This window comes from Photobacterium sp. TLY01 (genome assembly GCF_021432065.1).
Lineage (GTDB): Bacteria > Pseudomonadota > Gammaproteobacteria > Enterobacterales > Vibrionaceae > Photobacterium > Photobacterium halotolerans_A.
This window is the reverse complement of sequence record NZ_CP090364.1, coordinates 806,953-818,973: the sequence shown is the minus strand read 5'-3', so window position 1 is coordinate 818,973 and position 12,021 is coordinate 806,953. Positions and strand designations below refer to the sequence as shown.

General features: G+C 49.4%; 15 protein-coding genes. 7 read left to right on the top strand and 8 right to left on the bottom strand.

Going from position 1 to position 12,021, the window contains the following annotated elements; all coding sequences use genetic code 11:
- Positions 1–14 precede the first annotated feature (14 nt).
- The 5 genes from cysZ to crr all read left to right on the top strand — a co-directional run bounded on the left by cysZ (position 15) and on the right by crr (position 4,911).
- Entirely contained in the window at positions 15–782 is a 768-nt protein-coding gene (gene cysZ / locus LN341_RS04110; protein ID WP_046219561.1) for a sulfate transporter CysZ, read from the top strand.
- Between the two features lie 254 nt (positions 783–1,036).
- Complete coding sequence (gene cysK / locus LN341_RS04105) at positions 1,037–2,005, top strand: cysteine synthase A (RefSeq protein ID WP_046219562.1); 969 nt, start codon at positions 1,037–1,039, stop codon at positions 2,003–2,005.
- A 318-nt stretch (positions 2,006–2,323) separates the two neighbouring features.
- Positions 2,324–2,581 (top strand): HPr family phosphocarrier protein, encoded by a 258-nt coding sequence (locus tag LN341_RS04100; protein WP_027253897.1) that lies wholly within the window; start codon positions 2,324–2,326, stop codon positions 2,579–2,581.
- 52 nt (positions 2,582–2,633) lie between these two features.
- Positions 2,634–4,361, top strand: coding sequence for a phosphoenolpyruvate-protein phosphotransferase PtsI (gene ptsI, locus LN341_RS04095; protein ID WP_046219563.1), 1,728 nt, complete (start codon positions 2,634–2,636; stop codon positions 4,359–4,361).
- A gap of 40 nt (positions 4,362–4,401) precedes the next feature.
- Positions 4,402–4,911: a PTS glucose transporter subunit IIA gene (gene crr / locus LN341_RS04090; protein ID WP_046219564.1), complete on the top strand. Its 510-nt coding sequence runs from the start codon at positions 4,402–4,404 to the stop codon at positions 4,909–4,911.
- A gap of 81 nt (positions 4,912–4,992) precedes the next feature.
- On the opposite strand, the gene LN341_RS04085 is transcribed toward crr, so the two are convergent.
- From LN341_RS04085 to LN341_RS04075, 3 genes are all read right to left on the bottom strand, one after another.
- The gene (locus LN341_RS04085; protein ID WP_046221474.1) at positions 4,993–5,892 is read right to left on the bottom strand and encodes a Dyp-type peroxidase; all 900 of its coding nucleotides are present in this window, start codon (positions 5,890–5,892) and stop codon (positions 4,993–4,995) included.
- A gap of 222 nt (positions 5,893–6,114) precedes the next feature.
- Entirely contained in the window at positions 6,115–6,510 is a 396-nt protein-coding gene (locus LN341_RS04080; protein ID WP_234204095.1) for a hypothetical protein, read from the bottom strand.
- 19 nt (positions 6,511–6,529) lie between these two features.
- Positions 6,530–6,973, bottom strand: coding sequence for a DUF2919 domain-containing protein (locus tag LN341_RS04075; RefSeq protein WP_234204094.1), 444 nt, complete (start codon positions 6,971–6,973; stop codon positions 6,530–6,532).
- A gap of 391 nt (positions 6,974–7,364) precedes the next feature.
- On the opposite strand from LN341_RS04075, the gene LN341_RS04070 reads away from it, so the two are divergent.
- Together LN341_RS04070 and LN341_RS04065 are read left to right on the top strand one after the other, a co-directional pair.
- The gene (locus tag LN341_RS04070; RefSeq protein ID WP_234204093.1) at positions 7,365–7,703 is read left to right on the top strand and encodes a DUF2956 domain-containing protein; all 339 of its coding nucleotides are present in this window, start codon (positions 7,365–7,367) and stop codon (positions 7,701–7,703) included.
- Between the two features lie 83 nt (positions 7,704–7,786).
- Complete coding sequence (locus tag LN341_RS04065; RefSeq protein ID WP_046221478.1) at positions 7,787–7,984, top strand: hypothetical protein; 198 nt, start codon at positions 7,787–7,789, stop codon at positions 7,982–7,984.
- On the opposite strand, the gene LN341_RS04060 is transcribed toward LN341_RS04065, so the two are convergent.
- Genes LN341_RS04060 through LN341_RS04040 form a run of 5 tightly spaced genes read right to left on the bottom strand, consistent with a single transcriptional unit; the run spans position 7,981 to position 12,020 of the window.
- A complete protein-coding gene (locus LN341_RS04060) occupies positions 7,981–8,118 on the bottom strand; it encodes a TIGR02808 family protein (RefSeq protein WP_082095809.1) in 138 nt (45 codons plus the stop codon). The genes LN341_RS04065 and LN341_RS04060 overlap by 4 nt on opposite strands.
- Positions 8,119–8,128: 10 nt before the next feature.
- Positions 8,129–8,704, bottom strand: coding sequence for a NapC/NirT family cytochrome c (locus LN341_RS04055; RefSeq protein WP_046221479.1), 576 nt, complete (start codon positions 8,702–8,704; stop codon positions 8,129–8,131).
- A 14-nt stretch (positions 8,705–8,718) separates the two neighbouring features.
- Positions 8,719–9,189, bottom strand: a complete 471-nt coding sequence (locus tag LN341_RS04050; protein WP_082095817.1) for a nitrate reductase cytochrome c-type subunit — start codon at positions 9,187–9,189, stop codon at positions 8,719–8,721.
- A gap of 18 nt (positions 9,190–9,207) precedes the next feature.
- Positions 9,208–11,694 (bottom strand): periplasmic nitrate reductase subunit alpha, encoded by a 2,487-nt coding sequence (gene napA / locus LN341_RS04045; protein ID WP_234204092.1) that lies wholly within the window; start codon positions 11,692–11,694, stop codon positions 9,208–9,210.
- Positions 11,691–12,020, bottom strand: a complete 330-nt coding sequence (locus LN341_RS04040) for a chaperone NapD (RefSeq protein WP_082095810.1) — start codon at positions 12,018–12,020, stop codon at positions 11,691–11,693. The genes napA and LN341_RS04040 overlap by 4 nt, the downstream gene beginning before the upstream one ends.
- Between the last annotated feature and the right edge of the window lies 1 nt (position 12,021).

Below are 12,021 nucleotides of genomic sequence, written 5' to 3'. Positions count from 1 at the left end.
GTAGGAGACCATCCATGTCTAAAACGACATATAACACCACCCCCATTGGCGGGGCTGGTTATTTTTTCCGCGGCTTCTCTCTGGCGATGCAGCCAGGCACCCGCCGTTTTGTGATCATTCCTTTATTCATCAACATCCTGCTCTTTGGTGCCGCATTCGGTTACGCACTGACTCAATTGGATGACTGGATTAACGGCTGGCTATCCAACCTCCCCGGCTGGCTGGATTGGCTGTCTTATCTGTTGTGGCCTTTATTAGCCATCGCCTTGCTGGTCATACTGTCCTATTTTTTCAGTACCATTGCCAATTGGATAGCTGCGCCCTTTAACGGATTATTAGCCGAGCACCTGGAAGCCAAACTGACAGGGGAAGCAGCGCCAGACGCCGGAATCGGGGCAATTATCAAAGATCTCCCCCGTATCCTGCACCGTGAGTGGGTCAAACTGAAGTATTACCTGCCCAAAGCGCTGGGCTTACTGATCCTGCTGTGGATCCCTGCAGTGGGCCAGACCCTCGGCCCGGTTTTGTGGTTTCTGTTCAGCGCCTGGATGATGACCATTCAGTATGTCGATTACCCGTTCGACAACCACAAGATCCCTTTCAATACCATGCGTGATGCCCTCAAAGCACGCCGCGGCAAATCCCTCAGCTTCGGCAGCCTCGTTATGCTGTGTACCATGACACCGATCCTCAACCTGTTTGTCATGCCTGTTGCCGTATGCGGTGCAACAGCCATGTGGGTTGATCATTACCGCCAGCCCATGCTGAACGGCCGACGCTAATCCCTGCCCGAGAGGAGTTTGTGCTCCTCTCGGTTTCTCTGTCTCTGATTTTTCTTGCTCACGTTCTCGGTTTCTTGCTGCCTCAATCGGTCCAGAGTGTTACGAGATATTACGCATCAGGAATAATAAAGCGGCACACCTCACACCTTTTCTTATAACTCTAAGATATAACAATAAATTACTTTTCAATGCGTGGTCAGCGATTATGCTTTGACTATCATTTGTTGATAACGTGTCACCAAGGAACGACAAGCATGAGTAAGATTTACGAAGATAATTCTCTGACAATTGGTAATACCCCACTGGTCCGCCTGAACCGTGTCAGCAAAGGCAATGTTCTGGCAAAAATTGAATCGCGTAACCCAAGTTTCAGCGTGAAATGCCGTATCGGTGCCAACATGATTTGGGATGCTGAAAAACGTGGCGTGCTCAAACAAGGTGTGGAGCTGGTTGAACCAACCAGTGGTAATACAGGTATTGCCCTTGCCTTTGTTGCCGCAGCCCGCGGTTACAAACTGACTCTGACCATGCCAGAGAGTATGAGTCTGGAGCGTCGTAAACTGCTCAAAGCACTCGGTGCTAACCTGGTATTGACTGAAGCCCCCAAAGGCATGAAAGGTGCGATTGAAAAAGCAGAAGAGATTGTCGCTTCTGATCCAGAAAAATATCTGCTGCTGCAGCAGTTTGATAACCCGGCTAACCCGCAAATCCACGAAAAGACCACAGGTCCGGAAATTTGGGATGCAACCGAAGGCGGCATTGATGTGTTCGTTTCAGGGGTGGGTACCGGTGGTACGCTGACGGGCGTCAGCCGCTTCATCAAGCAACAGAAAGGCAAAGCCATCACCACTGTTGCCGTTGAGCCAAGTGAATCTCCTGTGATTACTCAGGCGATGAACGGTGAAGAAATCAAGCCGGCTCCGCACAAAATTCAGGGTATCGGCGCTGGCTTCATTCCGGGTAACCTGGATCTGTCTCTGATCGATGAAGTTGAGCGTGTCAGCTCAGAAGACGCAATCGCAATGGCTCAGCGCCTGATGGAAGAAGAAGGCATTCTGGCGGGTATCTCTTCTGGCGCCGCTGTCGTTGCTGCAAACCGTATTGCTGAGCGTCCGGAATTTGCCGGCAAAAACATTGTTGTAGTGCTACCGAGTTCAGGTGAGCGCTACCTCTCATCGGCATTGTTCGCTGGTATCTTTACCGAAAAAGAAACCCAACAGTGATCACAAAATTGCCATTTTTGATAAGCATTTGTTAAAGTCAAGCCCCTCAATAGGGGCTTTTTTATTGCTTTTTGACCTTAGCTTTAATATAAATCCGACCACGCTTTTATTTTCAGCATCGAAATAAAAGGGTAAAAATTGACCTGGTCGATGTTTGCCGGGTCGCAAACCTCTTAGAATGGGTTTCAGAGATAAACTAAATCAATGTAAGTGAATGTGAAATTAGAACCTAAATTAGCATGCTTTCGCTATAGGGATTAAGCTTACTTTCAGTTACGTGATTATTACATAATACGATATTAAGAATCGGGGTGAAAAATGTATCAGAAGCAAGTTGAGATCACTGCAGAAAACGGCCTACACACTCGTCCTGCTGCGCAATTCGTTAAAGAAGCCAAAGGTTTTGACGCTGACATCACTGTGACTTCTAACGGTAAAAGCGCAAGCGCTAAAAGCCTGTTCAAACTGCAAACACTAGGCCTGGTGAAAGGTACTGTGGTTACCATTTCAGCTGAAGGTTCACAAGCTCAGGAAGCTGTTGATCACCTGGTTGCCCTGATGGACCAACTGCACTAATCGGCCGCAGCACATTATTTCCCTAGTTGTTTGTTAAATTTAAGGTAAGGCTATGATTTCAGGTATCCTGGCATCTCCCGGTATCGCTTTTGGTAAAGCGCTGCTCCTGCAGGAAGAAGAGATTACTCTCGACAAGTCACCCATTTCTGCCGATCAAATCGAGAAAGAAATTGAGTGCTTCTTCAATGCGCGTCAGAAATCTTCTGAGCAACTTAACGTAATCAAAGAGAAAGCACGTATTACCTTCGGTGAAGAGAAGGAAGCCATCTTTGAAGGCCACATCATGTTGCTTGAAGATGAAGAGCTTGAAGAGGAAATCATAGCCTTCATTAAAGAGAACAAAGCGCGGGCCGCCTATGCGATTCACGCCATCATTGAAGAGCAGGCAACCACGCTGGAATCCCTGGATGATGAATACCTGAAAGAGCGCGCCACCGACATCCGTGATATCGGTAACCGTGTGGTGAAAAATGCACTGGGTATCAACATTGTCAATCTGAGTGCCATCAATGAAGAAGTAATCCTGGTGGCCAACGACCTGACGCCTTCTGAAACAGCGCAGATCAATCTGAAATACGTGCTGGGTTTTGCGACCGATATCGGTGGCCGCACCTCCCACACCTCCATCATGGCCCGCTCGCTTGAGTTACCTGCCATTGTGGGGACGAACGACATCACCAAACAAGTGAAAAACGGTGACATGCTGGTATTGGATGCCATTAATAACCAGATCGTGATCAATCCGTCAGCCGATGAGATGTCTAAATTTAAAGCGATTCGCGATGAGTATCAGGCAGAAAAAGATGAACTCGCGAAACTGAAAGATTTGCCGGCGATTACACTGGATGGCCAGCAAGTTGAAGTGTGCGGCAACATCGGTACAGTCAAAGACTGTGAAGGTGTCAACCGGAACGGCGGCGAAGGCGTCGGTCTGTACCGTACTGAATTCCTGTTCATGGACCGCGACTCACTGCCGACTGAAGACGAACAGTACCAGGCTTATAAAGATGTGGCAGAAGCCATGCTTGGTCAGTCTGTGATTATCCGCACCATGGATATCGGCGGCGATAAAGATCTGCCATACATGGACCTGCCAAAAGAAATGAATCCATTCCTGGGTTGGCGCGCTGTGCGTATCAGCCTGGATCGTCGTGAAATCCTGCGTGCTCAGTTGCGTGCTATCCTGCGTGCCTCTGCTCACGGTAAGCTGCGTGTGATGTTCCCGATGATTATCTCTGTCGAAGAGATTCGTGAACTGAAAAACGAAATGGAAACTTACAAAGCAGAGCTTCGTGAAGAAGGTCTGGCATTCGACGACAAGATTGAAGTTGGCGTCATGGTTGAAACGCCGGCTGCAGCAGCAATTGCTCACCATTTAGCCAAAGAAGTCGACTTCTTTAGCATTGGTACAAACGACTTAACCCAGTATACTCTGGCTGTTGACCGTGGTAACGAGCTGATTTCTCATCTATATAATCCAATGTCACCCGCAGTGTTAACTGTCATCAAGCAAGTCATCGATGCTTCTCACAAGGAAGGTAAATGGACTGGCATGTGTGGTGAGTTAGCTGGTGATGATCGTGCAACCCTGCTATTACTTGGTATGGGCCTTGATGAGTTCAGCATGAGTGCGATTTCAATCCCACGCATCAAAAAAGTGATTCGTAACAGTAACTTTGCTGATGTGAAGCTGATGGCAGAGCAAGCACTTACGCTTCCAACTGCCGCTGAAATCGAAGCACACGTAGAGACATTTATCGCAGAAAAAACCATCTGCTAAGATAGCTGCAGATAGAATAACAACGCTTAGGAGCAACACTATGGGTCTGTTTGACAAATTGAAGAAGCTGGTTTCTGACGACACCAATGAAACTGGTGCTATTGAGATCATCGCCCCGCTTTCAGGTGAAATCGTAAATATCGAAGATGTGCCTGATGTTGTTTTTGCTGAGAAAATTGTTGGTGACGGTATCGCTATCAAACCAGCAGGTAACAAGATGGTTGCCCCGGTAAACGGTACGATCGGTAAAATTTTTGAAACCAACCATGCATTCTCTATTGAGTCTGACGATGGTGTAGAGCTGTTCGTTCACTTCGGTATCGATACTGTTGAACTGAAAGGCGAAGGCTTCACGCGTATTGCAGAAGAAGGTCAAACCGTGAAAGTGGGTGACACGATCATTGAGTTCGATCTGGCTGTTCTGGAAGAGAAAGCGAAGTCAACGCTGACACCCGTTGTGATTTCTAACATGGATGAAATCAAAGAGCTGAGCAAACTGTCCGGTGCTGTGACTGTGGGTGAAACACCAGTACTGCGCATTAAGAAATAACGTTTCTTGATTTCTCGTAACATGAATCAAACGCCGCCTGAAAGGCGGCGTTTTTACAAGTGAAGGATGTGTGTATCCTCTCTAGAGTTGCATCAGCATTTCCGTCGAGGGGACAAAGAAGTAAGCCCCGGTCACCGCTTTGGTAAAATCCAGCAACTTATCCGTCTGCCCGTCTTTTTCACCATACATGCTGCTGAGCATTTCACGAAAGTTACGTTGCTGGGCACAATAAGCAATAAACAGCAAGCCATGCTCACCGCTCATCGTGCCGTATGGCAAACTATGACGCACAATTTTTAGCCCTTTGCCTGCTTCCTTCAGATCCACCCGGCCAACGTGCGAATCAGCTGGCACCTCATCCAGCTCAACCGAGTCTGGTTTCGTACGCCCGATAATTTTCTCCTGCTGAGCAACATGAACAGCATGCCAGGCCGGTAAATTATGAACAAAACGCTGCACCATCACGAAACTGCCGCCTGCAAACGGTCCTTCAGGTAGGATAGCCACCTCATGTCTGGCAGCCTGCTTCTTCGGATTCTCAGTGCCGTCGATAAAACCGGTCAGATCGCGGGCATCCAGATACCGGAAACCATTGGTTTCATCAATTAATTCCACTTCAGATGCAATCGGCTGCAGGAAGCTGCTCAACAAGTGAAAATTCAGATCATGACGGTTCGAGTGAACATGAAGCAATAGGTCCCCCCCGGTGGAGGGTGCGGTCACATCCCCACTTCCCAGCGGCGCAAATTCTTCAAAATCGTTTGGACACCCTTTTTCAAATTGCTGCCAGAATGCTTTGCCGAAACCAAAGCTCAGACGAACACAAGCACTGACATGCTGCTGATTTAGCTTCTCCGCGACTTCAAACAGTCCCTGGCACTGACGGACAACCTTGTCTCTATTTCCAACCAGGTTAAACACGCAGACCAAAGAATACGGACCCGCTTCAGGTAAAATGGCACTTTGTGGTGTCACATTCATTCTCCCATTGTTGCATTTTCTATGCTTAGCGCCTGACTGCAGCCAACGGTCTGATGGCAGTAGCCAGGAAGAAAAGTCTATTGTAACTCGTTCTGAGTTAAGCATATTGATCATGGACAGCCAAGTCAGAAAAGCGCTCATTTCCAACAATATGTGGCTGAGAAAATGCAAAAAGCGCCAAAAAGGCGCTTTCATCGCAGAAACCAGGATACTCAAACGCTGTTAGGCTGACATGACTGCAACCTGAAGTTTAACCGACTGTTCATCTTCCTGGGATGACTCAAAGGATGCAGGCGCATCAAGTCCGGTCGAAATCACTGGCGCCGCCAATATCCGCCATGCACCATCATCCAGCTGCTCCTGAATTTTAAACGCAATTTTCACTTCTTCCGCAGACACTTCAAGTAGCTCAGCGCTGCCCAGAAACTTGCGGCGCTGATCATCATCAGCAGTGCCGAAAATCACCGTCTCCTCACCTGGCAGCAATTGCAATGAGGTGGCGACCGACTGGTGAACCCCTGCGCTTGACAGCTCCAGGTTCACATTCAATAACCAGTCTGCCATTGCCAGCGGGCTTAACAAGGCGCTGAACAGCACCCCTTTTCCCAAATCATTCATCTGACACTTTCTCCATGGGCTAATTGGCAAATGTATGTCTGACTCGGGAACTTCGTACCAGATAAGCCATCAGCCAGATGGTTGCCAGCAAAGTCACCGCTGCTGGCCAGCTGAAGGCGCCTCTTAACAATGTCAGTTGGTACACTTGCAACGCTAAATCCAGTGCATATCCGGCTAGCAGAATCAATCTGCCATACCGCCATGCGCCGTTAATCATTTTGTTATTTTTATGACGCAGTCCGCTCAGCCACATCAAACACAAGGCTGGCAGACCAATCCCCATCAGAAAGTACAAATTCTCTGTGTGAGGATAAAATAACTGGAGCAGCTCAGCACCTTGCGTTCTGCTGACACCAGCCATGACAAACACGCCCCATCCCCTGGCACTGAACAGCATGCTCACCCATAACAAGCCGGAAGGTTTTAGCAGACCATTGCTGTCGTAAGCATCAATTGAATACATGCGTCTGGCGCTCAGAAACAGGGAAAAACGTATTTATCTCTGCTGACAATAAATGATATGGATCAATTGGCAAAGGCACAGACATTCGTTCTGCGTTGTAACGCACGGATTAATTACTTAACCTGCAATCATGATCACGGTTTTACGTATATTTAACAAACAATAGAAAGTACGATGATTTCTACAGAAGCCATATTTTTAATAACACGATAATAACTAATGGTATTTCATTTACTTACCCCCTGTGAGCCAGCCGAAACCTCGCTCACAGGTAGATCTGAACTTTCGATAAATGTAGGAATATTCCTACATAATCCGGTTTATTTCCCACAACGATAGCAACGACATAAAATGCTATTAAACCGATCAATTGACCATTAACGAGTACGCAATGACCAGAACATCCCACGCCCCTTCACCAGAAACGCAAGCCGAAGCGATGCAAATTGCCAAAGCAACCCAAAAACCCGGACAGACAAAAGAACAAACCAAGTTGATCGCTCAAGGGATTCAGAAGGGTATTGAGCTCTATAAGAAACAACAAAAAGCCAAAGCGCGCGACAGAGATAAACTGCGTAAAAAGCAACTAAAAGAAAAAGCGGCATTCAATACCGAGAACACAACTCAGTCGGATGATGCAGCGCAGACAGTCGTCAGACAGAGTCCGTTACCCTGGATCTTACTGCTGCTGTCTTGGGGCGGTTTCATTGGCTGGCATTTTATTAAGTGATATATAAATAGCCTCACAAACGCACTTGATAACAATTAGCATTTGCATCTATACTTATCCGTAGCTTTTCAAAGGATATCTGTATGGAGCGGAATGTGTTACGTATTATCTGTTTGCTCGGTCTGGCCTGCGTTGCTGTTCTTCACTTGAGTGAAATCTGGCTTGCAGGCCACACGTCATTGGCCGTATTTCTGACAGAATGGCTGCCGCTTTATGTCGCCTGGCTGGCTGCTTTCGCCGTCAGCCGGAAGCCGCCTGGCCAGGGAAATGGCTGCCACTAACGGCCGGGTTTGTCTTTTCCGATTGAGAGTATCCACAAAGACACCACAGCAACCATCAGAAAGCCCGTTAAGATGATCACGGGCATGGCGGCATAGCCAAGCACATGCCAGATCACCGATTCCAGTGTACTCATCGCTTTCTCCTTATTGCCAGCCTTCAACGTCTTTCATATCAGGTAGTTTGTGGGCTATCCCTTTGTGGCAATCCACACAGGTTTTATCTCCCGATGCGAGCGCCTCTGAGTGCTGTTTCACAGCACGCAATCCTTGCTCCGAATAATCCATATACTCAAACTGATGACAGTTCCGGCATTCCTTGGAGTCATTATTTTTCATCCGGCTCCATTCGCGATGCGCCAGATGCCCTCGCCTTGCCTGAAATTTCTCCTCGGTGTTTATTGTCCCCATCGCGAATGCAAACAGCTCTTTTGATGCCTGGACTTTGCGGACAATTTTGTCTGTCCATTCATGAGGCACATGGCAGTCGGAACAGATTGCCCGAACGCCCGATCGGTTTGAATAGTGAATGGTTTCACGGATCTCCTTCACTATGGGTGCATGGCATCCCGAGCAAAAAGCTTCGGTGTTCGTGGCCTCCATCCCGGTGTTAAATGCGCCCCAAAACAGCAAACCGCCCATAAAGCCCAGAAACAGCACCACACCTGCTGCCGCTTTACTCGGCGAACTCAGACGACGCCAGAAGCGTTTAATGATATTCATAACTGGCTCCGTCGTTATTTTTCGTCCAGGGCATCAACCCGCTTGAACGTGTTATCCACCAGGGGCGTTGCATCGGCCTGTGGCACATGACACTGCAGGCAGAAGTAGCGGCTGGGCGACACATCGGACAAGACCTGCCCCTGACGCGGAGAACGGTAATGCGTCACGCTGATTTTGGTTGCCCCCATCTCGTTGGCATATTTCCAGCTATGGCAGGACAAGCACTTATTGGCATTGAGCGACACCTCATAGTTACGAATGGTGTGTGGGATCAACGGCGGCTGGTAGACATAGTCGCTGTCAATCGGCTGGCCGTCTTTGGGATACTTTTTCCAGCTTTCGCCGGGAAAGGTATCTTTAATTTCCGTCTGGCCCCGTAGCGAATGCAAACCACCGTTGCCGCCCACCAGCTCTTCGTCAGCGGCATGCGCCGCCCCGAATGCAAGCATCAAGATCATCAAGCCACTGGCAAATTTAGCTGTCATTTTCATGGTCGACTCCCTTTACGCCTTTCTGATCTTGATTGGACATTTTTTATAATCTGTCTGTTTTGACAGCGGATCTGTGGCATCCAGCACCAGCTTGTTGATCAACACCCGGGCATCAAAGAAAGGCACAAAGACCAGTCCGACCGGTGGTCTGTTGCGGCCCCGGGTATCCACCCGGCAGCGCACCTCACCGCGGCGGGAGCTCAGAATGACTTCATCGCCGCGACGAAGGTTCCGTTTTTGCGCATCATCAGGATGGATATAACACACCGCATCCGGCACGGCTTTGTACAGTTCAGGCACCCGGCGGGTCATGGTACCTGTGTGCCAGTGTTCGAGTACCCGGCCGGTACACAGCCACATATCGTATTCTTCATCCGGTACTTCCGGCGGCTGTTCATAAGGCGCAAAGATGATGTTAGCTTTCCCGTCCGGCTGACCGTAAAAGTAGAATCCTTTACCTTCCGGCACATAAGGGTCAGAACCTTCGGCATAGCGCCAGCGTGTTTCCTGCCCATCAACCACTGGCCAGCGCAGCCCCCGGGCTTTGTGATAGTCATCGTACGGGGCTAAATCATGGCCATGGCCGCGACCAAAACTGGCATATTCTTCAAACAGCCCTTTCTGAACGTAGTAGCCCTGGGCTTTGGCATCATCATTGAGCGCCTGCGCTTGCTCCAGCGGGAACTGATCGACCTGACCGTTCCGGAACAGTACGTCGTACATCGTCTTGCCTTTGTATTCCGGCATACTGTTGAGCAAGGCCTCGTCCCACACTTCTTCCATTTTGAAGCGTTTGCTGAATTCCATGATCTGCCATAGGTCAGATTTGGCTTCGCCTGGTGCGGCGACCTGCTGATACCAGGCTTGCGTACGGCGTTCCGCGTTACCGTAAGCGCCCTCTTTTTCAACCCACATGGCGGTTGGTAGGACCAGATCCGCAGACTGAGCTGTGGCGGTCGGATAAGGATCTGAACATACAATGAAATTATCTGGGCTGCGGTAGCCCGGCAGGCGTTCTTTGTTGATATTCGGACCTGCCTGCATATTGTTGTTACACATCACCCAGTAGGCATTCAGTACCCCATCACGCAACATCCGATCCTGCTGCACGGCATGAAAGCCAGGCTTGGGCGGAATCGTGCCTTCCGGCAGTTTCCAGATTTTTTCTGCAGTCGCCCGGTGCTTAGGATTAGTTACCACCAAATCTGCGGGCAGACGGTGAGCAAACGTACCGACTTCACGCGCCGTACCGCAAGCCGATGGCTGCCCGGTCAGGGAAAACGGACTGTTGCCGGGCTGAGAAATTTTGCCGGTCAGCAGGTGAATGTTGTACACCAGATTATTCATCCACACACCGCGGGTATGCTGGTTCATCCCCATGGTCCAGAGCGACATCACTTTGGTCTCCGGATCGGCATAATACTTGGCCAGTTCCAACAGTTTGTCTTTTTCCACACCGGACATTTCAACGGTTTTTTCCAGTGTGTATTCAGCCACTGATTTTTTGTATTCCTCGAACGTCATGTCATGCATGACACCTGAGTTAGGATGCGCAGCCGCTTTCTGCAATGGATCATCATCGCGCAGGCCATAACCGATATCGGTATCCGCACGCTTGAAATGGGTATGTTTATTGACGAAATCCCAGTTCACCGCATCATTTTCAATGATGTAATTGGCAATGAAGTTGGCGATCGCCAGATCAGTCTGCGGATGGAAGATCATCCCATTGTCTGCCAGCTCGAAAGAGCGGTGATAATAGGTCGACAAGACGTTGACCTTGACATGTGGATGGCTAAGCCGCCGGTCGGTAATGCGCGTCCATAAAATAGGGTGCATCTCAGCCATATTCGAGCCCCAGAGGACAAACGCATCGGCGTGCTCGAAATCATCGTAGCAGCCCATGGGTTCATCCATATTGAACGCCCGCATAAAACCCACCACGGCCGAGGCCATACAATGGCGGGCATTGGGGTCAATATTGTTAGAACGGAACCCGGCTTTCATCATCTTGGAGGCCGCATAGCCTTCCATTACAGTCCACTGACCCGAGCCGAACATGCCGACACTGGTTGGCCCTTTGGCTTTGAGCGCTGCTTTCCATTTTTCAGCCATGATGTCGAACGCCTGCTCCCAACTCACAGGCTGAAAGTCCCCTTCCTTGTGATATTTACCGTCTTTCATCCGCAGTAAAGGGGTCGTCAGGCGGTCAGCACCATACATGATTTTCGACAGGAAATAGCCCTTGATACAGTTCAGCCCCCGGTTCACTTCCGCTTCAGGATCGGCCTGAGTCGCGATCACCCGACCCGCCTGCGTTCCCACCAGGACTGAGCAGCCGGTACCACAAAATCGGCAAGGCGCTTTATCCCAGTGAATTTTGGTTTCATCCGAGCTTACAATCAGGTTGGTTGCCGAGGCAGGCAGAGTAATCCCGGCCACGGCTGCAGCCGACGCCGCTGCGTTTGCTTTCACAAACGCCCGTCTGGTCATTTTCATGGTGTGTCCTCAAAGTCAGGTCCCTGCTGCTCAACCTGGTGAAACACCAGAAAGGTCGTCAGCACATGTTCAAATGCATTAATCGTGTCAATCATGTCAGTCACCTCTCTGTGGCTTGGCGTTTCCAACACCACAACCAGCTTGCCGATCGGGCTCTCTCCGTACACCTCGGCCTGTGGCAGCGCAGTTATCTGTGCTTTGACCTGCGCAAGTCCTTCTGGTTTGACATGCACCACCAGACTGGAAATATGTACTTCTTCAGATAAAAAGGAAGTTCCGGCCGATACCGCTGAACCTGAATGACTTGGTGCACTTCGTTGCTTCATA

Coding starts and splice junctions, on each gene's coding strand:
- cysZ (WP_046219561.1), top strand. CDS start 15: ATGTCTAAAACGACATATAACACCACCCCCATTGGCGGGGCTGGTTAT.
- cysK (WP_046219562.1), top strand. CDS start 1,037: ATGAGTAAGATTTACGAAGATAATTCTCTGACAATTGGTAATACCCCA.
- LN341_RS04100 (WP_027253897.1), top strand. CDS start 2,324: ATGTATCAGAAGCAAGTTGAGATCACTGCAGAAAACGGCCTACACACT.
- ptsI (WP_046219563.1), top strand. CDS start 2,634: ATGATTTCAGGTATCCTGGCATCTCCCGGTATCGCTTTTGGTAAAGCG.
- crr (WP_046219564.1), top strand. CDS start 4,402: ATGGGTCTGTTTGACAAATTGAAGAAGCTGGTTTCTGACGACACCAAT.
- LN341_RS04085 (WP_046221474.1), bottom strand. CDS start 5,892: ATGAATGTGACACCACAAAGTGCCATTTTACCTGAAGCGGGTCCGTAT.
- LN341_RS04080 (WP_234204095.1), bottom strand. CDS start 6,510: ATGAATGATTTGGGAAAAGGGGTGCTGTTCAGCGCCTTGTTAAGCCCG.
- LN341_RS04075 (WP_234204094.1), bottom strand. CDS start 6,973: ATGTATTCAATTGATGCTTACGACAGCAATGGTCTGCTAAAACCTTCC.
- LN341_RS04070 (WP_234204093.1), top strand. CDS start 7,365: ATGACCAGAACATCCCACGCCCCTTCACCAGAAACGCAAGCCGAAGCG.
- LN341_RS04065 (WP_046221478.1), top strand. CDS start 7,787: ATGGAGCGGAATGTGTTACGTATTATCTGTTTGCTCGGTCTGGCCTGC.
- LN341_RS04060 (WP_082095809.1), bottom strand. CDS start 8,118: ATGAGTACACTGGAATCGGTGATCTGGCATGTGCTTGGCTATGCCGCC.
- LN341_RS04055 (WP_046221479.1), bottom strand. CDS start 8,704: ATGAATATCATTAAACGCTTCTGGCGTCGTCTGAGTTCGCCGAGTAAA.
- LN341_RS04050 (WP_082095817.1), bottom strand. CDS start 9,189: ATGACAGCTAAATTTGCCAGTGGCTTGATGATCTTGATGCTTGCATTC.
- napA (WP_234204092.1), bottom strand. CDS start 11,694: ATGAAAATGACCAGACGGGCGTTTGTGAAAGCAAACGCAGCGGCGTCG.
- LN341_RS04040 (WP_082095810.1), bottom strand. CDS start 12,020: ATGAAGCAACGAAGTGCACCAAGTCATTCAGGTTCAGCGGTATCGGCC.